We start from the raw sequence: 21,059 nt of genomic DNA, 5'->3' as shown, positions 1-21,059 counted from the left end.
TACAATTATGAATATCAAAAAATCATGCCAATACCTTAGTATTGCGATATTATTCATGGGAATGATATCTTGTTCGGAAAATGACAAGCACACTGGTTTTATCGATCCGAATGAAGAATTGTTAATTGGTTTAAGCGAAGTTGAAGGCTACGATCACACTTACAATTACGATTTTAACATATTGAAAGAAAGGGAAAGTGTTGACTATTATATTCCTGTAAGTATTGGTCAGGCTTTAAATAGAATTCCTGCAGAAATGAGAAATAAAATCAATCTTATTTCTACATCAGAATTGCCTTTTGACGTTAATACTCAAAAAGCAAATATTGTTACCTCTTGGAATGACAAAAATCAACTCGTATTTCAAATTCAAATCTCATATTTGGAGAATGATGAAAGTTATGCGACAAATTTCAAAGATTTCTTTACAATTTCAGTAACTCAATATCCAAATAATCCATTTGATGAAATGAGTGAAAAGGAATTGGAAACTTTGAAAGAAGATCTGGAAAAAAGAAGATACCAGAACTTAAAATTAACCGATACAGATACTTTATACTATTTGCCTAAGTCGGATGATAACATGTGGCCACGAATGTTTGACTATTACAAATATGTAGAAGTAGAAAAAAGAATTTATAAAGAATCTACAGGCTCTTACCAATATTACGCCTGGTACAATGGTTTGATCTTTAAAATCGGTTTCAATATGGATATTAGTACTGTTGATGCTGAAGCTTTGGTTAGAAAAATTATACTAGCCAGCTAGAGATATTATATTCCCAATAATAAAAAAAAAAGGACGGTTAACTGTCCTTTTTTTATTTGCTTAAATCTCTCCTGCAACTGGCAGCTAATGCCATATCTTCAATTGCCAATTGAAGTAGCAAAGGATCTTTATCTGCTTGATAAAGCAATCGATATACTTCACGGATTGATAAACTTTGTTCGTTTCGTTCTTTCAGTATCAGTTCATCACCTTTATTTATGGTTCCTTCACGTAAAACGCGAATGTATACGCCAGGAAATCCTGCTGTAATAAACTCTTTTACCATAGTATCACAAGAAAATCGATAATTCAGCTTAAAACATGGTTGTCTGGGCTGTGTAACTTGAACCAAACATTCACCAATCTCATAAACATCACCAATTTTAACCTCCCCTTCATCCAATTCCGAAATGCTTAAATTTTCACCAAACATTCCATAATCCCATTCCAAATCAGGAAATCTGTTTTTCCAAAATTCATAATGCTTTGCAGAATACCAATAGCATGCCTTGTCCACTCCTCCATGATACCTTCTGTCAATTACAGAATCATCTTTAACATCCTCTTTGCCTAAATAAATTCCTTCATCAACCGGAAATTTATACATGCCGGTATTCACTACCTTTCCATGATAATTGATTTCTACCGATGTTCCTTTATTAGTCGACACTACTTTCATAGCAACTATTTTTTAATGGATCTTAAAATATATACTACCTCTTTTTTTAGACTCTCATAGTCCTCTTGTCTGATATCAAGAATCATTTCAACACCAATTCCGTTTTGAATTGTATGAAAAACTACAACTGTATTTTTCTTCTTATTATCATCAATATAAGAACCCAAATACCCCATTGAATTCTCTAATGAGAATAACTCTTGCTCTTTTGCAATTACCTTGTGAATATCAACGCTTAACCTTCTTCTCTTAAAGGATGAGAAATCTAGTAGAGAATTCTCTTTACCAATATATTGCAAAGTCAAAATGCACGATGGGACTACTCCACTTTTTAGTGTTTCACCATCTCCTGTCCTGGAAAAAACAAAGTTCATCAGCTTACCTTCTTTATATTGATCTTCCAGACACCAATTTCCTTTTGGAAAACCAATATTGATATCCGGCCCTTCAATAAAAAAACTATTCCGATAGGTTTCTATTCCAATTACATCTCCATTCTCTGCCCAGTAAGTCCACTTCCCAAGTTTTTTACCATTTTTAAAACTACCTTTTTGTGATAATGCGCCATTTGAATAATAATAGGCTGCTGGTCCATTTAAAGTATCATTTTTAAAGTTTACCGATAAACTAGCCTTACCATTCGGATAATACTCAAGATACAAACCATTGGCCAGGTTATTTTGTGCGATAAAATCACGTAGTAATTTACCATCTTGCCTCCATAAACGAATATTTCCTTCCTGAACTCCTTTTGTGTAGGAAAACTGCTTCTTTTTATTTCCATTGGGAAAATACTCAATACACTTGCCATCCTCTATTGCTGAATCCTGAAAACCTTCTTCATACAATCTTTTCCACTCAATAAAATCGGCTTTAGGCATGTAATCTGTTTCAGATAGCAAAGTACCCGAAATGGTATAGTCTTTAACCTGGTATTTGCCTCCTGCAATGGGGTAAATAACACTATAGTATTTGGCTTCAGATTTTTCTATTGAAAGCCAGTCTTTGTCGAAATAAACTGTTTTTTGTCCATGACTTAATGAGGAAAAAAAGATCAAATTAAAGAACAAAAGTAGGTACGGTTTCATAGTAATGTGTTTTGAATGGATGCAGCAATATTCATTCCTAAAGTTACTTTTTTAAAAGTTTTCTGGCATTTTCATGAAATTTTAAATGTCGCAAACCATTAATCAATCCCTCTTCGGTATAATAATGCCAAAAATAATCGAACCTATGCTCTACTCCATGCAGGACTTCAAATTCATGATTCAATTCCAATTCATTCAAATGATCATGTAAATCGTAGATGCATCTGCGATTCTTGGTCAGCACAAAACTATCTTCTGTGCCAATCTCCAATCGCAATGGAATTTGTAACTCTTTTAATGCTTCCAGATTTTGTGCTGCTAACTTTTTATTTGATGGTAATGTATAATCACTTACATATCCCATGCCCACAATGGAAGCAAACTTTCCCGGATACTTCAGGTAATAATGAATGGCTCCTGCTGCTCCACGTGAATGCCCTTCTATTGAAATATCATTCCTTTCAACACCGGCATTAAAGTTGTCCTGACAATATTGAATAAACTCTCCCAGACGATCTCCTGCAATTAGACTTTCATTCTCTGGGGTAAACCATTGCACATTCTCTCTATCATTATCACCCCGAATTCCAGCAACTACAAGTGGTTCAATTTCACCATCCAATATCCATTTGTTAAGCTGCTCTTCTTTTACGTATTTATTAAAAGTGGTCTCATCACCACCTTGTCCATGCATAAAAAGTACCAATGGATAGTTCTTATCTTTAGAAAAATTGGGTGGCAAATAAACAAAGTATGGTACCCAGCAACGTGAACTGCTATTGAAAGCAAAAAAACTAATTTTTCCATCCTTAGTTAATGTATCTTTTATTTCATTATAGCTTTCGAAACAGTATTTAGAGGCATTCATATTCAATATATTATCTTTCTTTTAAAATGTACTTTAAGTGCAAGTAATTATCAGAATAATGTTGTAACTTCTACAAAACTAAAAATTATCACTCAATAAAAAATTTTTCGAAGCACATGAACTCACCTAATTTTGGTTTTGCCTGAAACACTGCGTATTTAAATGATTTCAGTTCTCCAATATTAATTCTCTCTATATAGGCATAAAAATTACTGATTAATATAATTTGTGCGTTATTCAAATCAATTCTACATTTGTGTCAGTTACAAAAACAAAGAAAAATAAACTTTAAAATAAATCTAAGATGCAAACTTTAATCGGAAAAAAAGCTCCATCATTTCAGGCTAGCGCTGTAGTAAACGGAAATCAAATTGTTGAAGGATTTTCTTTAGAGCAGTTCGTGGGAAAACAAGAAGTAGTATTCTTCTTCTACCCTCTTGATTTTACTTTTGTTTGTCCAACTGAGTTGATCGCTTTCCAGGACAAATTGGCCGAATTTGAAAAAAGAAATGTAGCAGTAGTAGGTTGTTCTGTTGATTCAGAATTCTCTCACTTTGCTTGGTTAAATACTCCAAGAAACAAAGGTGGTATCGAAGGTGTTACCTACCCACTTGTTGCTGACTTGTCTAAAACAATTTCAGAAAACTTTGGTGTATTGGCTTCTGAGTATGATTACGATGCTGAAGGAAATGCAGTTTCGACTGGTGCTCCTGTTGCTTACCGTGGATTATTCCTTATCGACAAGCAAGGTGTTGTTCGTCACTCTGTAATTAACGACCTTCCATTGGGACGTAACGTTGATGAAGCAATCCGTATGGTGGATGCACTACACCACTTCGAAGAAAATGGTGAAGTATGTCCAGCTAACTGGAGCAAAGGTGAAGAAGCTATGCAAGCTACTGCTGAAGGTGTTGCAGAATACTTGAGCAAGAACTAAGAATAAGAAACAAATTAATCTCTATACCACTTAGGTGGTTAAAATCAAAAAATACAATATCATGAAAATTAATACATATCAAGATATCACTACTATCGAAGGAGAAGCAAAAAAAGATTATATCGATAGACACTCAGCATTCATTCACTGTGATGAATCAGCAAAAAAAGGTGAAAAATTTAAGGTTAAAGTGAAAATAGGTGATGCTTATGCACATCCAGATGATTTCGATCACTATGTAGCATGGGTTCAACTTTGGGACGGTGAGAAAATGTTAACTCAGGCTAACTTCTCAACAGGAGTACTTGGTGGAGTAGCAAACCAAACCGAAGTTGATTTTTACGTGGTTCCATCTCGTAAAATGAAATTAACTGCAACTGCTTTCTGTACGAAGCACGGATTATGGCATTCAGATGAGAAACTAGTTGAAGTTTCAGAATAACATTTTCATAGATTTGTAAAAAAGGGAAACCAAGTGGTTTCCCTTTTCTTTTTTTATTCTTTTTGATCTTTCTTTTCTTTTAAATATTTATCAAGGAAAGTCACAATTTGTCCATATCCCTTGATTTCATTTTCCTTCTTACGGAAACCATGACCTTCATCCGGGAAAACGATATATTCTACAGGAACATTGTTTTTCTTCACTGCCTCCACAATTTCGTCCGATTCCACCTGAAGAACACGAACATCATTTGCTCCTTGAAGTACCATTAATGGTTTGCTTACTTTATCGGCAAAAAACAGTGGAGATTTATTATACAATGCTACAGAATCCTGAGTTGTAGGATCACCCATTTCAGCATACAAAGCTTTTCTAAACGATTCCCAATATGGAGGAATTGATTTTAGAGTTCTCAACCAATTGGTTACTCCAAAAATATTTACCCCTACTTTAAACTCTTCAGGAGTATAAGTAAGTGCAGCCATAGTCATATATCCACCATACGATCCTCCAATAATACCAATCTTATCAGGATCAACAACGCCCGTATTCATTAAGAATTTCTTTCCCCAGATGCAATCCTTCAAATCCACATCACCATGCTTTTTATCGTCCATAGCAAAGAATTTCTTGCCATAACCACTACTTCCTCGGTTATTAACAGCCAAAACTGCATAGCCTTGGTTCACCATATATTGAATTAGTGTGAAGTAACCAACACGCGATTGTCCACCCGGACCACCATGTACCCAAACCAAAGCTGGTACTTTATTATCGGCACTTGCAACTTTTGGCTGATAGTAAATGGCAGGAATTGGAAGACCATCAAACGATTCGTAACGAACCACTTCGGCTTCAACAAGATTTGCAGGATCAATTTCAGGGTTTAAGGTATTGGTAAGCTTTCTGGCTTCTTTGTCTCCCATATCAAATACGTAGATATTATTTGGAGAAACAGATGTTCCAACCACCAATCTTCCTCTTTGCTCATCTTTCGTTATGCGAATCGATTTGATATCGGCTCCAGGAATCTTAGGCAATTGAACCTCTTTTCCACTTGCAATCTCAACCACTTTGATATTGGTTTTTCCATCTTCATTGATACCAATAATCCTATAGGTTTCATTATAGCTGTGATATGCATACCAAACATCCCAATTGGTTTTATAAACCAAACTTTTCTCGCCTGTTTCAATATTATACTTGTTTAGGTAAACAAAATCAGAATCTTCATTGCACAAATAATACAAGTACTTGTTATCTAAACTAAAGAATTGTGGATTATAGCTTGCATCACCAAAATGTTCCGAGATGTGTGTACGCTTGCCTGTTCTTCTATCGTACAAATACATTTCATTATTTGTAGTAGTTAAACTTTGTGTTAATGCAAGATATCTGTTATTCTTACTCTTTGCTTCAACATCAAAACCATCATTGTTGGTGTAAATTAGTTTATGATTTGGTTTGCCATTAAGAATAGATTCAACACTTACCTGGTACAAATCCATAAACTTAGGATTACGTTTGTTCGATTGATAAAAGAAAGATTTTTCATCACGATCCCATCCCCAGAAACTTGCTTTTGCATTTTCGAATGGAGTTAGATCAGTAATATTTCCTTCCTCGTCTCTCATGTAAATGTGATTGTTTTCATTTCCACCCTGATCAGCCGAAAACAACACCTTATCGCTATTTGGGAAGTAGGAAATGGCAAAGTAGGATTCTTTTTCGGAGGAGGTCAATTGTTTCTGAGCCGAACCATCAACCGGAATCTCGAACAGGTTATAGATCCCTGTTTCGTTACTGCTTACCAATAACTTCGATTTATCAGAAGAAAATGATCCTCCGCTTACTCTAATGTTTTTGTAGAATTGCTCGATACTGTACGATGGTACCGTAATCTTTTCTTTTGCTGGCTCACAAGACACAAGAGCAACAACAAAAATCAATAAAATCAGATAATTACGTTTCATAATTTTTTAATGAAGGTTAGAAATACTTTTTGAATTAAGTATTGAGAGTGGTGTCAGCTATAAATTTATAACATTGTATCGGCTTTTACAAAATATTTACAAGCGGTTCAAATCATTTAATTCTGCTTAAGAATTAGCTTTCGCAATCAATCAATTCAATTCAAAAGCTCTATATTTGCCCAATCTTTATAAAAATGATATTTGAGACTAAATAGTATGAAAGAATCTGTTGTTATTTTGTGTGGTGGAGGTCCAGCACCAGGAATTAATACTGTAATTAGTAGCGTTGGTAAGGTTTTTTTAAGAAATGGTTACCGAGTTATTGGTTTACACGAAGGTTATAAAGGTCTTTTCTCTGAAGATCGTAAAATGGAGGAACTAGACTTTGTAACTCTTGATGCAATTTTCACCAAAGGTGGTTCACACCTTAAGATGAGTCGTTTTAAGCCTAAAGACAGCGATTTTTCAACCAAATTCTTTATTGATAACAACGTAAAACTATTGGTTACCGTAGGTGGAGACGATACTGCATCTACTGCGAACAGAATCAGCAAATATTTGGCTGATAACAATGTGAACATTTCTAACATTCACGTACCAAAAACCATTGATAACGATCTTCCATTGCCAGAAGGAACCCCAACATTCGGATTCCACTCGGCAAAAGACGAAGGGGTTAAGATTGCAACAACGGTTTACGAAGATGCTAGAACTTCTCAAAACTGGTTCGTATTGGCTGCCATGGGTCGTGAAGCGGGTCACCTGGCATTCGGAATTGGTGCTGCATGTCATTTCCCAATGATTATCATCCCTGAGATGTTCAATAAAACTGCTATCTCGGCAGAGAAGATTGCTCAATTGGTGATCTCATCTATTATCAAGCGTAGAATTTTAGGATTGAACTATGGTGCTGCTGTAATTAGTGAAGGTGTTTTCCATTTTATGAGCGACGAAGAAATTGAAAGTACCGGTGTAAACTTTACCTATGATGCTCATGGCCACCCAGAGTTGTTCAACGTTAGTAAATCTCACGTATTTAACATGCTGATTCAGCGCAAAATCAAATCTTACGGACTAAACATTGGAACTCGTCCGGTAGAATTAGGTTTCGGTTTGCGTTGTTGTCGTCCTATCGGATTCGACTTGAGCCTTTGTACTCTTCTTGGCGATGGTGTTTACACTTTATTCAAGCAAGGCCATTCGAAATGTATGGTGACTGTTGATCCTAAAGGTGATGTAGCTCCACTTTTCTTAAAAGATGTTGAAGATGAAAATGGAAAAGTAAAACCTCGTTTGGTAGATGTGAACAGCGATAAAGTTCAAAATGTAGTGAATTACAACTTACATTATCTAACTGAGGAAGATATGGAAGCAGCTAAGGAGTACCTTCCGGATCCAGAAAATTACATCTTCAAAAATATTTTGAACTGGAATTAAAATTAATGTACAATTAGTAATGAGTAATTAATAATTGTAAGGATATAAAAAAGGCAGTTGGAGCAATTCAACTGCCTTTCTTTCTATTGTATCCTTGTAAATACCATTCATGCAAGGTCTCTACTGTTCCCTTATTTGGTAAAATACACCTCTCTCCTGTTCCACTTTTTCGAATCCTTTCAGGCTGGCCAGATTTCCCAAACAACGATCAATTTCTTCTTCACACAGTCCGAGCATTGTAATTAGATCTTCAACCGTACAAGGTCTGCGTGATATGGTTTCCTTGATTGCCGTTTCGGTATCCGAACGGAATTGGGTTTGTGTCGACTGCTTGGCTTTGGCAATGATTCTCACATTATCCAATTGCCATAAATCCATTACCGCTTGCAACTCTTCTTGTGTTGCTCCTCGAAGGTTGGCAACAGTTCCCGGACGATCCAGGGTATTCAACTGAACGATATCAGGAGTAATTTTTAAGATGATTTCCTTTAGGGCCAATAACTCTTCCTTGCTGTCGTTATAATTTGGCAAGATGAATACTTCCAGCCAAATTTCACCCTTAAACTCAGCACTAAAATCGATCATTCCCTGAATGTAAGCTTCAAAATGAATCTCTTTATGCGGACGGTTTATCTTTCTGAATACAGGCTCTGTTGCTGCATCTAATGATGGCAGAATCAAATCTGCTTTGTTAAGCGCTTCTCTTACCTTCTTATCATGTAAAAGAGTTCCATTGGTGATTACACACACCGGAATATTTGCCTCATTCTGCTTTACAAAAGCAATGATCTCTTCCAAATTGGCATTTAAGGTTGGCTCACCCGATGCCGTTATGGTCACATAATCGGGAGCCTGATTGTGCTGCAAATAATGGCTCAACTCCTCCTTAATTTTATCTGCAGAGATATAATCTTCCAGTTGAACCGATAATTGTGTTGTTCTTCCAACTTCGCAATACACGCAATCAATTGAACACACTTTTTTGGGTACCAAATCTACCCCCAACGACATGCCCAAACGTCTCGATGGGATTGGCCCAAACAAATATTTATACATTCTTTCCTTTGTCATCTTTTGCTAAACTTACAGTTCTCTTTCGAACCGTGATTTTACATAGCAAACCTAATGAAATATCTTAGGATTTTCTCTCTTTCAACAAAATTTCTATTTTTGCATGACACACCTATCAAATTCTAACGGACAATTCGTAAATTTTAAGTAATTAACCATCGGGAATATCCGATTAAACGCACGAATATGTCTGAAAATAATGTAAATGCTTATTTGCTTCTTACTTGTCCCGATCAGAATGGGATTGTAGCTAAAATCACACAGTTTATCTACCAAAGTGGTGGCAATATTATTGCGCTGGATGAGCATGTAAATCAAAACCAGGAATTCTTTTCCTTTCGTGTGGTTTGGAACATGAAAAACTCTAAAATTCCAGCCTCAGAATTGCATGCTGCCTTCGAGCCGCTTGCCAAGGAGTTTAAGGCACATTGGAGGATCGAGTTTTCGGGACAGAAACAACGTGTGGCCATTTTTGTATCCAAATACGATCATTGCTTGCAAGAGATTTTATGGAGATACAATATGAACGAGTATGAGATTGAAATTCCATTGATCATCTCCAATCATCCCGATTTGCAGCACATTGCCGATGCTCATAACATTCCTTACCACGTATTCCCCATTACAAAGGAAAACAAACAGGAACAGGAAGCCAAAGAGATTGCTCTTTTAAAGGAGCATGATATCGATTTGGTGGTGTTGGCTCGCTATATGCAAGTATTATCACCAGATTTTATCGAAGCCTATCGCAATAAAATCATCAACATTCATCACTCTTTCCTTCCGGGATTTGTGGGCGGAAACCCTTACAAACAGGCCTACGAACGTGGTGTAAAAATGATTGGTGCAACCAGCCACTTTGTTACCGAAGATTTAGACGAGGGACCAATTATCGAGCAAGATATCATGCGCATTACCCATAAGGATACCATTCCCGATTTAATCCGTAAAGGTCGTGATTTGGAACGTATTGTTCTGGCTCGAGCGCTTAGCTACAAAGCCGAACATCGTATTATTGTGGATGGTACGAGGACAATTGTTTTTGGTTAAGATGGTTTGGTCTCCCGACTTAAAGTTCGGGTGACCAATAGCTTAATTTTTATTGAGAACCCCACTTAGAGTGGGAATCTCAAATGTTTTGGTTAAAATTAGCTCACCCTGGCCCTCTCTTCATAGAGAATAAACTCTTACTGGTTCGAGTTTGGGATTTACCATCCAATAAAACCAAATTGTAAATTCTTAACACCATGAGCCCTGATCACAAATTGGGGCCAGGTCCTCAGCTAAAGCAGAATATTAAGGAATAAAATCTGGATAGATCATATCAAATTCAATAGCTTCTATCCCTAATTTACTTCTCTCCTTTTTAAAATCGCTCTCATCTAATGGTCCCCAAATCATATCTCTTTCAAATTTTGTTTTTTGATTCATTTTAATGATATAGAAATTCGTAAGGCTTGTATCCACTTTATATCCACCTTTAAAACCACTTGTCGGATGCTGTTTAGCAATTATGTATTCATCATTGTGCCCAACAGCAAAAACATACTCATCAATAATCATTGATGAACCATTGGAATGAAGCTGGTCTTCTTTAGAAATTGTTTGATTTTTAGGAGAATCAATCCAAAGAACAATATATCTCCCTTTTATCCTATCTGAATCACTATCAAACAAACCAAAACATCCCGATAAGAGAATGACAAGTAGAAGTGACGCAAAAATGTTTTTTATCATGATACATTAAATGTTTTAATTTTCTTGCCTTATTGCACCCAAATTAATCTGTATACTATAAATCCAGCAACGACAGGAATAAACAGAATGGATTTCTTCATATTTAATCCTGTAAATTCCGGAGTATTCTCAGATTTACTTGCTTTTTTTATAATAGTACTTCTCACAGAAGGTTCACTTCTGGTGATGCTTTAATTTCATATTTAAGCTCCCCCTACCCCTGTCCGCAAGGAAAGGGAATTTGAACTACCCAGTTTTATGGATGGTAAATTACTTGTGGGATACTCCTCTTCTTCTCAATGAGAAAGGTCCCGGTAGTCATCTGGAGTGAGTTGAGGCATTTAAAACTATTCTTCCAGCACAAAAGTCTTACTACACATTACCTCACCTTCATGAATGATCTCAAAAATCCATTCGCCCTGCTGCATTTCCCAATCGAACTCGAAGGTGTAGAAGTCGAAGCCTAGCTCGTCGCTGTATTCGTCTTTTTCCTCGGTGGTTTCAATAAATGCTTCATTGCTTTCCGGATTAACCAATTTAGGATGCTTGATTCTACACACAAAATCAACACGCTCTGCAATCTCAGAACCTGTTTCAAAACGATAGCTGATTCCAAAGCTCAAGCCTTTCTCAGGGTAAATAATATGTGTTCTTTCCTGGAACTCCATATCGTCGGAATGCAAAAAGTAACCTGTTGAACTGCCAGGAACATATTCCTTCTTCGTTTTCCCTATGGCTTTACAAATTCCGTAATCCACTATTTTTATTTTCATGCTTATTGTCTTTACTGATACCGCCTTTCTTCCCCTGAGGGTATCACTTTAAGTGATGTTCTCAGTTTACTAGAAAAGAAGCTTACAAATGATTGATACCCTCAATTGAATTGAAAGCATCAAAATTACAGCTTTTTCAGCGTTTGATGCCAGTATATTCCTTCAAATATTTCCTAATTCCTTCTAGTCTTTGCTTGGTCCAAAAAATATAAGTTTTATAGTAATCTGAATCCGTTTGTTTCTTTAGGTAAGGCGCATCGAATGTGATGTGATCTCTGGCTTCTGTAAGGAGATTATTAATCCATCGGCATATGGGACTTTTATATTTTATCACCTCATATTTTAGTCCTTGCCTGGCAAGTTTTGTCGTAGTGTTTGTATGATTCAATTTGATAATTTCGACAAATATTAAGACACATTTTTTCTTAAAATCAGTCTTCTCTTCAAGACTCACAGCATCCTTTTTTAAAAGAATCTCTGAATCATCAATCAAAGTACCTAAATCTGATATCTGTTTAGGAATTAAGTTCACTCTTATCTTACATTATTTTAAGTTAGGATACTCTTCGCTGGTTCGAGTTTGTAACTCGGACCTTATCGAAATTCCGCATACTCTGCTAAATACAGAACTATTTTATCCACAAGACACAGATTTGCCGCAGTTAGCAGCAAATTTCTGCTCCTTAGTATTTCCAATTCACAGGTTTCGAGTTTTGGATTCCAATACTCAAAAATTGAATTGGAAATTCTTTACACCATGAGTCCTGATTACAAATCAGGACTAGCGAGGCACCTCAAAACTACCTTTTTTAGTGGTTGAAAAAATCACAAACCTTACTAAATACAGTATCAAAATCGTTGGTGAGTTCCTGTGATGGCTTGCCATTGGAAGGAAATGGATTTTCATGGCTATATTCCCTGTCAAAATCCAACTCATCAACTTTTATGTCAATATCATGGTAAGCTCCCTTCAAGGTATTCATTACTTCGTAGGAAGGAATTACAATGTCTTTTTTTAGTGTGATTGCATAAATTTGATTTTCATATTTTTTAAACAACTCCTCTCTAAAGCATCTCATTTTCTGGTAATCCAACATCGCATAAAATATTTTCCCTTCCAAATGATCTTCCTCTATATAATGATGTAGCAAGTTGTCTTTTTGTAACATTTTCTCAAAATGCTCAACCAAAAATGAATACAGGGCAACATTGGCTTCACTATCAAGAATAAATTTAGAAACCGGGGATAAACGATTAAAGGTAGCACCGCTGCAAAACAGACATACCTTTGTATTGGCGAAGTAATTCTTGTGATTGCTCAATTTTAAGATTTGAGCCAAAAAGCCTCCTATGGAATAGGCAAAAATATCAAATTCAAAATCCTTGCTGATAAAATGATGCTTGCCTTCCCTGCACTCTTCAATAAACTGGATGATATCATAATAAGTCTGCAAGCCTGACCAAATAAAACGTTGTGGCATTGAATGCAATCGCATACTTATGGCAACATTCGACAGGGTAGAATTCAGCACATTAGGATATCTCTTTTTTCGCTCCTCGCTTAACTTGTACATGCCTCTTTTGTTACTCCAATGTTTTGGTGCTCGCTGCATGTGAAAAGCAATTGGAAATAAAATTACGCTGCTTCCCGTACCTTCACAAATCGATTCGGCCCAAGGCAGATATTTATCCCAGTCTTTCTCGTTAAAACCATGAAAAAGAAACACTACTTTTTTAGTAGATTCTACTCCTGCAGGCTTTATTATATGATACTTGAAAGATCGATTTTCTTCAATGGAAATATCCTTAACATGAACATTGTGGTTAATGGTTCCTACCTCTGTATAAAAAGGCGATTCATGTTGTAAATCCATATGATGAGATACACAATGGTAGTCGATAACTCCAGGAAGTATTTTATAGGATAAGGATTCAAATTCACACTCTTTCAACTCTGTTCTATTATTCATAACTCCTTAATTTTAGAATACTAACTCATTTTAACACTTCTTTATTGCCGTTTATGTAAGATATTTTTGATATCGAAAAGGCACTTGCTCTTCGTTGATGAAAAAACATGCAGAACACTAGCGAAATGATCACCAACTAAGCTGCTCTGCGCCTGTGAATTTACAGGTTTCGAGTTTGGGATTTCCAATCCTCAAAAAACGAATTGGAAATTCTTTACACCATGAGCCCTGATTACAAATCAGGACTAGCGAGGGTTAAGATATTTTAATATCGATAAGACACACGCTGGCGCAGATTTTTAATCCCTGCTAATAGTTTATTTACATACTTGGCTCAGATTACAAATCTGCGCTAGCGGGAGTCAACCAATCTTTATCTAAGAACCCAAATCTACAAAAATCCCCACCAACAATCACACATTTTTCAAAAAACATATCTACACAAACCAATTCTATTGTATTAAAATATCTCGCCAACATTTCAAGCAACACCAATATCAACATATTTCTAAAAGCAAATAAGCACAAACATCAATTTGGCATAGTTTTCACACAAAATAATCAGCAAATGAGTTGTGGCCTATATTTTGCACAAACGGGAGCTTAAATATCGGTATGGGTGCTTATTTTGTACAAATCCGGGCGTTTTAATCGTTGGGATGTGGGATTTTGTACAAATTTATCGTTCAGGATCGATAATTGTCAAAATTTTGTGCAATTCTGGGATCAAAGATCGATATTGATGCTTATTTCGTACAATTTTTGGCCTAAATATCAGTATTTATAAATATTTTGTGCAAAATTCTTCTTAAAGATCAATTAAGGCGATTTTTTTGTACAAAATTGGCCTCTGCATCCATATTGGCTCATTATTTTGTACAAAAGAATCATCAAATTCATTTTGGAAGACAAATTTTCTGTTTTATTTTTCGCCCAAGTCATTTGGGTGAATATTTTGTCACAAAATCATCTCTAAATCAATAATGATGGTATTTGGATGACAATATGATCCTCAAATCAATATTTATCTTAAAAATATAACAAAACTAATAAAGTTATAATAATTGGTTCAGTTAACAAAGACATTATTACTTTATTTCACTTATCATACATTTTTAACACCAATTAACATTTGCCCCTGGATTATATTTCGTAAATTTTGTTTGATTTTAGTCCTTAATACAAAAATCTAAAAAAAATGTCAACAACTATTTATTATTATTGCAGTGGTGATGAGATCAATAGTATCGGCAAAACCATTGAAGCAGAAAATGCTAAGATAGATACCAGCGAAGATGCTCTTCTTACGCAAATTATTGCTGAAGTAAAGCAAGAACGTTTGGTATTGGAAAACAGTATTAAGTATAGTAAAAGAGGCTCTATTAATATCAGGCTAAAGGAACTGGATGATATTTTCGACCATGATTTTGCCTGTATGAAAGGCTTTATCACTGCCAACAAAAACATGGACAATGAAGAAATTGCCGCAAGTGCCAACGAAATTTGGGATTTAATGGGCGAGTACAATCATCAGCTTCACAAATTAAGTTTCGAAGGGCAGTTTACCAATGCCAATATCCTGTTTTCAAAACTTGAAGAGCCTGTTATGAAGGCCAAGCTAAGGAAATTGGTTGGTGTGAACGACTGCTTTGTAAAGGCTAAAGCATCCTTAAAAGATGCGGAGCTTTGCTACGAGGAGCTAAACGCAAAGGAATCTCAAATTCAAGATGTGATTGCTCCATCGAGTCAGAAGAACATTCTTCGCAACATCATTAACGAAAAGCTCTTACCACATTTGAACAACTGGAATATGGTACAGCCTGATAAGTATGATGTTTTATTGGATGCCATCAAGCGAAGAATTGAAGAGGTAAACGCTAAGGCGCGTGCTCGTAAAACCCGAAATGCCAATGATGGCATTGAGGATGAAACCACCGAAGATTAATTCCATTTTTATAAATTTTAAGGGCTAATGCATAGGGCACACTCTGGTGTGCCCCTTTTTTTTATGCTCACTCTGACACCTCACCCTAACATTCTTAATAAATTCAGATTAGGGATTATTATATGTGTTAAAAGATTATCAAAAAATGCTTTAGAGTTCCGTTGCATGATAGTAGGAATCTATTTTTAATGCCTTCCTGTGCGACCGATTTGAATTTCTAACTTTACCCAGGATGGCAGTGGTTATCACGACTTTATCCTGGGCTACAAAGATATATGCCCTACAGGCAACATTTACATGTCCCAATAATAGTGCGTAGCGCAAACATGAGTAGATTAGGTATGCAAATTTGCTTGGCACTCCGTAGAAGTTACACCATCTAATCTACATTTTATTGATGCATATAAAGAGTAGCTCCTCAAGGAGAAGGAACCTAGGGGTGAAGTAGAAATATTGATTTTTATTAATTAAGACTGAAAGTTTTACTACAATAGCAAAGGGCGCTGGCCTACTCTATTGCTAACGCCTCTTCGTAACTAAACTAATGAAAATAAGTAACTGCTGCTCTTTGTAAATGAACCCATTGTTAATTATTCATTGTTAATTGCTCATTGATCACTGTTCATTGTTTTTCGGGCCAGGCGGTGACAAAAATCTTGCTTTTCGTTTCCCGAATGTCCTTTTATCCAGTTAAACTCCATCAGTTTTCCTTTGCAAAGTTCGTTCACCTCTTTCCAGTATTCGGCAAATTGAACATCACGACCGAAGGCAGTCTGCCAATGGTTGTATTGCCAAAAATGCACCCATTGCACCAAGCCTCGAATCACAAAACGGCTATCGGTATTGACCTGTATTTTCTCGACCGATTTTAGGCGCTGTAATCCATCCAATATGGCAAGTAGCTCCATCATATTGCTGCTTCCTCCTTCAATCATCCGGGAGTAGATCTGCTGTGTACCATCCGGATCTTCGGTAAATCCGCCATAGGCCGATTGATTGAATTCCGTGGAGTGTGATCCATCGGCATAGATTTTATGAATGTCTTTGGTTTCGGTCTTACTGGTAGTAATTTGTAGCTCATCTTTTCGTCGGTCAACTCTAATGTAGGTATTGAAATCGGCCTCCTTTAAAAATCGAAAACCTTCTATAAACACACAGTTGATGGTTTGATTGGGCTTCAGCTTTCCTTTAATGGCAGAACGCACCACCTTTTCGAACTGAAATTGCAGCTTGTGAATGCTTGCCGCTAAATTCGACTCTTCTTCAAAATCAATCTCTCCCCTATTTGGATCATAAAACAAACGAAGATTTTCATTTTCATCGGAAAGAAAACATTCCACCCGATCTTCTTTTATGGATTTAAGCTTTAGCTTGATTTTTATTACTTCCAATTTGAATACTTTTTCTGCAATTTAAGCTTTAGGATTAATATAGCTTGTGTTTTGGGTGGCATTTATGGTCTTTTTATAAATTAAGACTGAAAGTTTTAAAGCAATAGCAAAAGGCATCGCCCTTTGACTAGATATATTACATTTTTTCTAGCCCTGAAAGGGCGTAAGCTTACGCCCTTTCAGGGCTTCTATTCTCATATTAACTCCAAAGTAAGGCGTTGCCCTACTCTATTGCTAACGCCTCTTCGAGGCTAAATAAATTTTGGTATATTTCTCGATACGAAGGACTAAGGGATGGGTCCAACTTCAATAAAAATTTTCATGATTAATAAAGATAAACACCAACAGTAATAAAAATTGCGGTGCTCTGCACCTAGGCATACATTTTAATAATCAAACTATAAAGATTACGCAGCTCCGCTGCTATTCAGGTTAATGTGGATTGAACATTAGCTCGGTGCAGAGCACCTTAATACTTGTAGAACATTTAACAAATTATCAAATCTAAAGGTACAGAGTACCGCTATCTAGTTTATTAAAAATTTAAAAACCTTTCTGTCTATATACAAAAGTAAAAGCCATCCCCACAATGGAGATGGCTATATTTTAAAAGGCTGTCAGGTCTATAGAGACTGACAGCTGTGTTTTACCAGATTACTGCACGTTGTTCTTCGGTGCGGTACAATGGATCTGTTTCAGCAATTTCGAATGCTTCATAGAATTCAGGAATGTTGAACAATCCACCATTTACACGGTATTTACCTGGTGAGTGAACATCTTCCTTGATCAATTTTCTTAGGTACTTGTCGCGAGTGTTTCCTCTCCAAACTTTCGAGTAAGCCAGGAAGAAACGCTGCATGTTGGTGAAACCTTCGATATCTGCTGGCTGATCACCGTTTAAAGCCATTTTGTAAGCTTCCAAAGCAACAGTTAATCCACCGTAATCAGCAATATTTTCACCAAGCGTTAGTTTACCATCAACATGAAGGTCTTCGAATGCGTAGAATCCGTTGAATTGCTCCACCAACTTCTCTGATCTTGCATTAAACTTCTCTGTATCTTCAGCTGTCCACCAGTCTCTCATGTTACCATCTTTGTCGAATCTACGACCAGAATCATCGAAACCGTGAGTCATTTCGTGACCAATTACTACACCAATTGCACCGTAGTTTACAGCATCATCACCATCTAAATAGAAGAATGGAGGCTGTAGAATTGCCGCTGGGAATACCACTTCGTTCAACAATGGGTGGTAGTATGCATTAACAGTTTGTGGAGTCATGCCCCATTTTTCCGTATCAACAGGCTGTCCTAATTTTGCAATGTTTTTAGCATCGTAGAATCGAGCTGATCTCCACAAGTTTTGGATGTAAGAGTCAGTACCCACTTCTAGTTTTGAGTAGTCTTCCCATTTGTTTGGGTATCCAATCTTCACACCAAAAGCATCTAATTTAGCCAATGCTTGTGTTCTTGTTGAATCGCTCATCCAATCCAATTTCTCAATTCTTCCGCGCAAAGCAATTTTCAAGTTGTTTACCAACTTGTCCATTCTTTCTTTTGCTTCAGGTGGGAAATATTTTGCAACGTACAATTGACCAACAGCTTCGCCCAATACGCTACCTGTAGCATCCGACATGCGTCTCCAACGTGGCTTTTGTTCTGTAGCTCCGGTTAAAGTAGTTCCGTAGAAAGCAAAGTTTTGTTTCTCCAATTCAGTTCCAACAGAACCTGCTGCATCATCTAAAACTTTCCATTTTAGGTATACCTTGATATCATCCATTTTCTCATCAACCAACATCTGGTTTAATTCTGCCATGTATCTTGGATGCATAGTAATTACATACTCTTTGATATCAGCACCTCTTTCCTTGAAATATGTTGCCCAATCGAAGTTTGGATATTCTTTCATCAATGTCTCAACCGGCTTAGGGTTGTACATTGCAGGATAGTTTCTGTTCTCTAAACGAGTATTGAATTTAGCTGCCATGCGAGTTTCAAACTTCATGATTCTCGCTGCATTTTTTGCCGCAACCTCAGCATTTTCGCCAATCAATTCGAACATTTTGGCAACGTGCTTCACAAACTCTTTACGGATGTTCAGGTTGGTTTCGTTATCAACCACATAGTAATCACGATCGGATAATGAAAGACCATCTTCTGACAAATACATGCGGTTTACCTCAGTATTTTTCATATCCTGCTCAACACCAGCACCAAATAAAGCGCTAATTCCCATTTGATGTAGGTGAACCAATTCCTTACGAAGATCTGTTGCATTCTTTAGGTTTGCAATTCTTTCGAACTCTGGCAACAATGGCTTAATACCAACTTCGTCAATCTTCTTTACATCCATTGCTGTTGCATAGAAATCTTTAATCTTTTTCAGATTACTTCCTTCTTCTGCATTTTCAGCTTTCGCTGCATCTTCCAACAAAGTGTGAACTGCTTCGTTGGCTTTTTCACCAAGGATATCAAAAGCGCCGTAACGACTTCTATCTGCAGGAATCGGAGTGTTTTTCATCCAGGTTCCGTTAGCGTATTCGAAGAAATCCTCACCTGGCTTAACCGATAAGTTCATGTCCTCTTTTTTGATCACACCAATGCCTTTTTGTGCTTGCTGTGAACATGCAACTGTAATAGCAAGAGCGGCTCCAAGGCCTAATGCTCCCCATGCTAGTTTTTTCATGTTTACTGTTTTTATAGTTTAGTTTTGATTCTTGGTTTTCTTTAAGCTGCCGAATTTATAAAAATTACGAACAATACACCTATTTTTTCGATAAGCAGGACAAATCTCGGGATAAGACTCTTTGCGAATCTTGAGCGAAAGCAATATGTTTGCATTCGTAATTAGAACTACACAGGATGAATCAACAAGAGAGCAAGGGAAAAGTAATATTGGGAATGAGTGGAGGAACTGATTCCTCGGTTACTGCTATGATGTTACAAGATCAGGGATATGAAGTAATTGGTGTATCACTTTGGTTTTATGCAAACAATCATTCTTATGATGAGAATGACAAGTACCCTGACTTTATTGTTGACGCTCAAAAACTTGCACATCAACTTGACTTAGAACATCATGTTATCGATGCACGAAAAGAGTTTAGGGATACAATCATCCAATTCTTTTTAGATGAGTATTTGGCTGGTCGCACACCTAGTCCGTGTATTCAATGCAATCCGAATTTGAAATGGAAATTATTGCTCGAAAAAGCCGATGAATTGAATTGTGATCACATTGCAACGGGGCATTACATTACCATTGAGGATGAAAACGGATTGTTCTACATCAACAAAGGGAAAGATCCTGCCAAAGATCAATCCTACTTTCTTTGGAATCTTCAACAAGACATTCTTTCCAGAACACTAACTCCTCTTGGAAAATACACAAAACCTGAAGTTCGGGAAATTGCAAAATCTTACGGCTTCGAAGAGGTGGCCAAGAAAAAGGAAAGTATGGGTGTTTGCTTTATGGATCGAAAAGACTATCGTGATTTTCTTCAGGAAATGATTCCTGATTTGAATGAGAAGATTGGGAAAGGAAAGGCTGTAGATGTAAATGGTAAAGTATTGGGAACACACGATGGTTATCCTTACTATACAGTAGGCCAAAAAAGAGGTATTGAGCTGGAAGAAAAAACCGGTTTAATGGTCAGTCGAATTGATGCCAAGAACAACACCTTAATTTTGGAGAAAAAAGCCGATTTAAATAAGCTTCAACTAAGAATTTCAGGCTACTATTTCCACAATATTGAGGATATCAAGCAAAACAATATTACCACAGTGGTAAGAGGTCTTGGCCTAAATCCTAATGGCTATTCGAAGATTACAATTTTGAATGAGAATGAACTTTTGGTTGATCTGGAAAATCCGGCATGGGCAATGGCACCCGGACAACCGGTTGCCTTTTACATTGACAACAAACTTATTGGTGGTGGCTTTGCCGAATATAACGATTAATCACAAATTGAATTTGTAA

At 36.5% G+C, this 21,059-nt stretch carries 18 protein-coding genes; 7 read left to right on the top strand and 11 right to left on the bottom strand.

Going from position 1 to position 21,059, the window contains the following annotated elements:
- Window positions 1-7 precede the first annotated feature (7 nt).
- The gene (locus NQ163_RS14435; RefSeq protein ID WP_268191024.1) at window positions 8-769 is read left to right on the top strand and encodes a hypothetical protein; all 762 of its coding nucleotides are present in this window, start codon (window positions 8-10) and stop codon (window positions 767-769) included.
- A 52-nt stretch (window positions 770-821) separates the two neighbouring features.
- Here the strand turns inward: NQ163_RS14435 and NQ163_RS14430 are convergent, their stop codons facing one another.
- The 3 genes from NQ163_RS14430 to NQ163_RS14420 are packed head-to-tail and all read right to left on the bottom strand — an operon-like array spanning window position 822 to window position 3,404.
- Complete coding sequence (locus NQ163_RS14430) at window positions 822-1,448, bottom strand: MOSC domain-containing protein (RefSeq protein WP_268191023.1); 627 nt, start codon at window positions 1,446-1,448, stop codon at window positions 822-824.
- Window positions 1,449-1,453: 5 nt separating this feature from the next.
- Window positions 1,454-2,536, bottom strand: coding sequence for a toxin-antitoxin system YwqK family antitoxin (locus tag NQ163_RS14425; RefSeq protein WP_268191022.1), 1,083 nt, complete (start codon window positions 2,534-2,536; stop codon window positions 1,454-1,456).
- A 43-nt stretch (window positions 2,537-2,579) separates the two neighbouring features.
- A complete protein-coding gene (locus NQ163_RS14420) occupies window positions 2,580-3,404 on the bottom strand; it encodes an alpha/beta hydrolase (RefSeq protein ID WP_268191021.1) in 825 nt (274 codons plus the stop codon).
- Between the two features lie 304 nt (window positions 3,405-3,708).
- On the opposite strand from NQ163_RS14420, the gene NQ163_RS14415 reads away from it, so the two are divergent.
- Window positions 3,709-4,341, top strand: coding sequence for a peroxiredoxin (locus NQ163_RS14415; RefSeq protein ID WP_268191020.1), 633 nt, complete (start codon window positions 3,709-3,711; stop codon window positions 4,339-4,341).
- A gap of 61 nt (window positions 4,342-4,402) precedes the next feature.
- Window positions 4,403-4,783 carry a desulfoferrodoxin family protein gene (locus tag NQ163_RS14410; protein ID WP_211334445.1) on the top strand — a complete coding sequence of 127 codons (381 nt, stop codon included), beginning with the start codon at window positions 4,403-4,405 and terminating at the stop codon, window positions 4,781-4,783.
- 53 nt (window positions 4,784-4,836) lie between these two features.
- Here NQ163_RS14410 and NQ163_RS14405 read toward each other — a convergent pair whose 3' ends face one another.
- The gene (locus NQ163_RS14405; protein WP_268191019.1) at window positions 4,837-6,756 is read right to left on the bottom strand and encodes an alpha/beta hydrolase family protein; all 1,920 of its coding nucleotides are present in this window, start codon (window positions 6,754-6,756) and stop codon (window positions 4,837-4,839) included.
- Between the two features lie 216 nt (window positions 6,757-6,972).
- Between NQ163_RS14405 and NQ163_RS14400 the strand changes: the two genes are divergently transcribed.
- The gene (locus tag NQ163_RS14400) at window positions 6,973-8,193 is read left to right on the top strand and encodes a 6-phosphofructokinase (protein ID WP_268191017.1); all 1,221 of its coding nucleotides are present in this window, start codon (window positions 6,973-6,975) and stop codon (window positions 8,191-8,193) included.
- A gap of 120 nt (window positions 8,194-8,313) precedes the next feature.
- On the opposite strand, the gene NQ163_RS14395 is transcribed toward NQ163_RS14400, so the two are convergent.
- On the bottom strand, window positions 8,314-9,264 hold the full coding sequence (locus NQ163_RS14395) for a radical SAM protein (protein ID WP_268191015.1): 951 nt from the start codon (window positions 9,262-9,264) through the stop codon (window positions 8,314-8,316).
- Window positions 9,265-9,450: 186 nt separating this feature from the next.
- Here NQ163_RS14395 and purU point away from each other — a divergent pair, with 186 nt between their 5' ends.
- Window positions 9,451-10,314 (top strand): formyltetrahydrofolate deformylase, encoded by an 864-nt coding sequence (purU, locus tag NQ163_RS14390; protein ID WP_268191014.1) that lies wholly within the window; start codon window positions 9,451-9,453, stop codon window positions 10,312-10,314.
- 246 nt (window positions 10,315-10,560) lie between these two features.
- Here the strand turns inward: purU and NQ163_RS14385 are convergent, their stop codons facing one another.
- The 4 genes from NQ163_RS14385 to NQ163_RS14370 all read right to left on the bottom strand — a co-directional run bounded on the left by NQ163_RS14385 (window position 10,561) and on the right by NQ163_RS14370 (window position 13,744).
- Complete coding sequence (locus tag NQ163_RS14385; RefSeq protein ID WP_268191013.1) at window positions 10,561-11,001, bottom strand: hypothetical protein; 441 nt, start codon at window positions 10,999-11,001, stop codon at window positions 10,561-10,563.
- A 347-nt stretch (window positions 11,002-11,348) separates the two neighbouring features.
- Window positions 11,349-11,774, bottom strand: coding sequence for a DUF3859 domain-containing protein (locus NQ163_RS14380; RefSeq protein ID WP_268191012.1), 426 nt, complete (start codon window positions 11,772-11,774; stop codon window positions 11,349-11,351).
- Window positions 11,775-11,910: 136 nt separating this feature from the next.
- Entirely contained in the window at window positions 11,911-12,306 is a 396-nt protein-coding gene (locus tag NQ163_RS14375) for a hypothetical protein (protein WP_268191011.1), read from the bottom strand.
- Between the two features lie 277 nt (window positions 12,307-12,583).
- Complete coding sequence (locus NQ163_RS14370) at window positions 12,584-13,744, bottom strand: DUF6051 family protein (RefSeq protein ID WP_268191009.1); 1,161 nt, start codon at window positions 13,742-13,744, stop codon at window positions 12,584-12,586.
- Between the two features lie 1,198 nt (window positions 13,745-14,942).
- Here NQ163_RS14370 and NQ163_RS14365 point away from each other — a divergent pair.
- Window positions 14,943-15,689 (top strand): hypothetical protein, encoded by a 747-nt coding sequence (locus NQ163_RS14365; protein WP_268191008.1) that lies wholly within the window; start codon window positions 14,943-14,945, stop codon window positions 15,687-15,689.
- Window positions 15,690-16,297: 608 nt separating this feature from the next.
- On the opposite strand, the gene NQ163_RS14360 is transcribed toward NQ163_RS14365, so the two are convergent.
- Together NQ163_RS14360 and NQ163_RS14355 are read right to left on the bottom strand one after the other, a co-directional pair.
- Window positions 16,298-17,080 (bottom strand): RNase H family protein, encoded by a 783-nt coding sequence (locus NQ163_RS14360; protein ID WP_268191006.1) that lies wholly within the window; start codon window positions 17,078-17,080, stop codon window positions 16,298-16,300.
- A 646-nt stretch (window positions 17,081-17,726) separates the two neighbouring features.
- A complete protein-coding gene (locus tag NQ163_RS14355) occupies window positions 17,727-19,766 on the bottom strand; it encodes a M13 family metallopeptidase (protein WP_268191004.1) in 2,040 nt (679 codons plus the stop codon).
- Window positions 19,767-19,942: 176 nt separating this feature from the next.
- Here NQ163_RS14355 and mnmA point away from each other — a divergent pair, with 176 nt between their 5' ends.
- Window positions 19,943-21,040: a tRNA 2-thiouridine(34) synthase MnmA gene (gene mnmA, locus NQ163_RS14350; RefSeq protein WP_268191003.1), complete on the top strand. Its 1,098-nt coding sequence runs from the start codon at window positions 19,943-19,945 to the stop codon at window positions 21,038-21,040.
- The last annotated feature ends 19 nt before the right edge of the window (window positions 21,041-21,059 follow it).

Origin of the sequence: Marinifilum sp. D737, assembly GCF_026672275.1 — a bacterium.
GTDB lineage: Bacteria > Bacteroidota > Bacteroidia > Bacteroidales > Marinifilaceae > Marinifilum.
This window is presented reverse-complemented; position numbering and strand designations above follow the sequence as displayed.

Coding starts and splice junctions, on each gene's coding strand:
- NQ163_RS14435 (WP_268191024.1), top strand. CDS start 8: ATGAATATCAAAAAATCATGCCAATACCTTAGTATTGCGATATTATTC.
- NQ163_RS14430 (WP_268191023.1), bottom strand. CDS start 1,448: ATGAAAGTAGTGTCGACTAATAAAGGAACATCGGTAGAAATCAATTAT.
- NQ163_RS14425 (WP_268191022.1), bottom strand. CDS start 2,536: ATGAAACCGTACCTACTTTTGTTCTTTAATTTGATCTTTTTTTCCTCA.
- NQ163_RS14420 (WP_268191021.1), bottom strand. CDS start 3,404: ATGAATGCCTCTAAATACTGTTTCGAAAGCTATAATGAAATAAAAGAT.
- NQ163_RS14415 (WP_268191020.1), top strand. CDS start 3,709: ATGCAAACTTTAATCGGAAAAAAAGCTCCATCATTTCAGGCTAGCGCT.
- NQ163_RS14410 (WP_211334445.1), top strand. CDS start 4,403: ATGAAAATTAATACATATCAAGATATCACTACTATCGAAGGAGAAGCA.
- NQ163_RS14405 (WP_268191019.1), bottom strand. CDS start 6,756: ATGAAACGTAATTATCTGATTTTATTGATTTTTGTTGTTGCTCTTGTG.
- NQ163_RS14400 (WP_268191017.1), top strand. CDS start 6,973: ATGAAAGAATCTGTTGTTATTTTGTGTGGTGGAGGTCCAGCACCAGGA.
- NQ163_RS14395 (WP_268191015.1), bottom strand. CDS start 9,264: ATGACAAAGGAAAGAATGTATAAATATTTGTTTGGGCCAATCCCATCG.
- purU (WP_268191014.1), top strand. CDS start 9,451: ATGTCTGAAAATAATGTAAATGCTTATTTGCTTCTTACTTGTCCCGAT.
- NQ163_RS14385 (WP_268191013.1), bottom strand. CDS start 11,001: ATGATAAAAAACATTTTTGCGTCACTTCTACTTGTCATTCTCTTATCG.
- NQ163_RS14380 (WP_268191012.1), bottom strand. CDS start 11,774: ATGAAAATAAAAATAGTGGATTACGGAATTTGTAAAGCCATAGGGAAA.
- NQ163_RS14370 (WP_268191009.1), bottom strand. CDS start 13,744: ATGAATAATAGAACAGAGTTGAAAGAGTGTGAATTTGAATCCTTATCC.
- NQ163_RS14365 (WP_268191008.1), top strand. CDS start 14,943: ATGTCAACAACTATTTATTATTATTGCAGTGGTGATGAGATCAATAGT.
- NQ163_RS14355 (WP_268191004.1), bottom strand. CDS start 19,766: ATGAAAAAACTAGCATGGGGAGCATTAGGCCTTGGAGCCGCTCTTGCT.
- mnmA (WP_268191003.1), top strand. CDS start 19,943: ATGAATCAACAAGAGAGCAAGGGAAAAGTAATATTGGGAATGAGTGGA.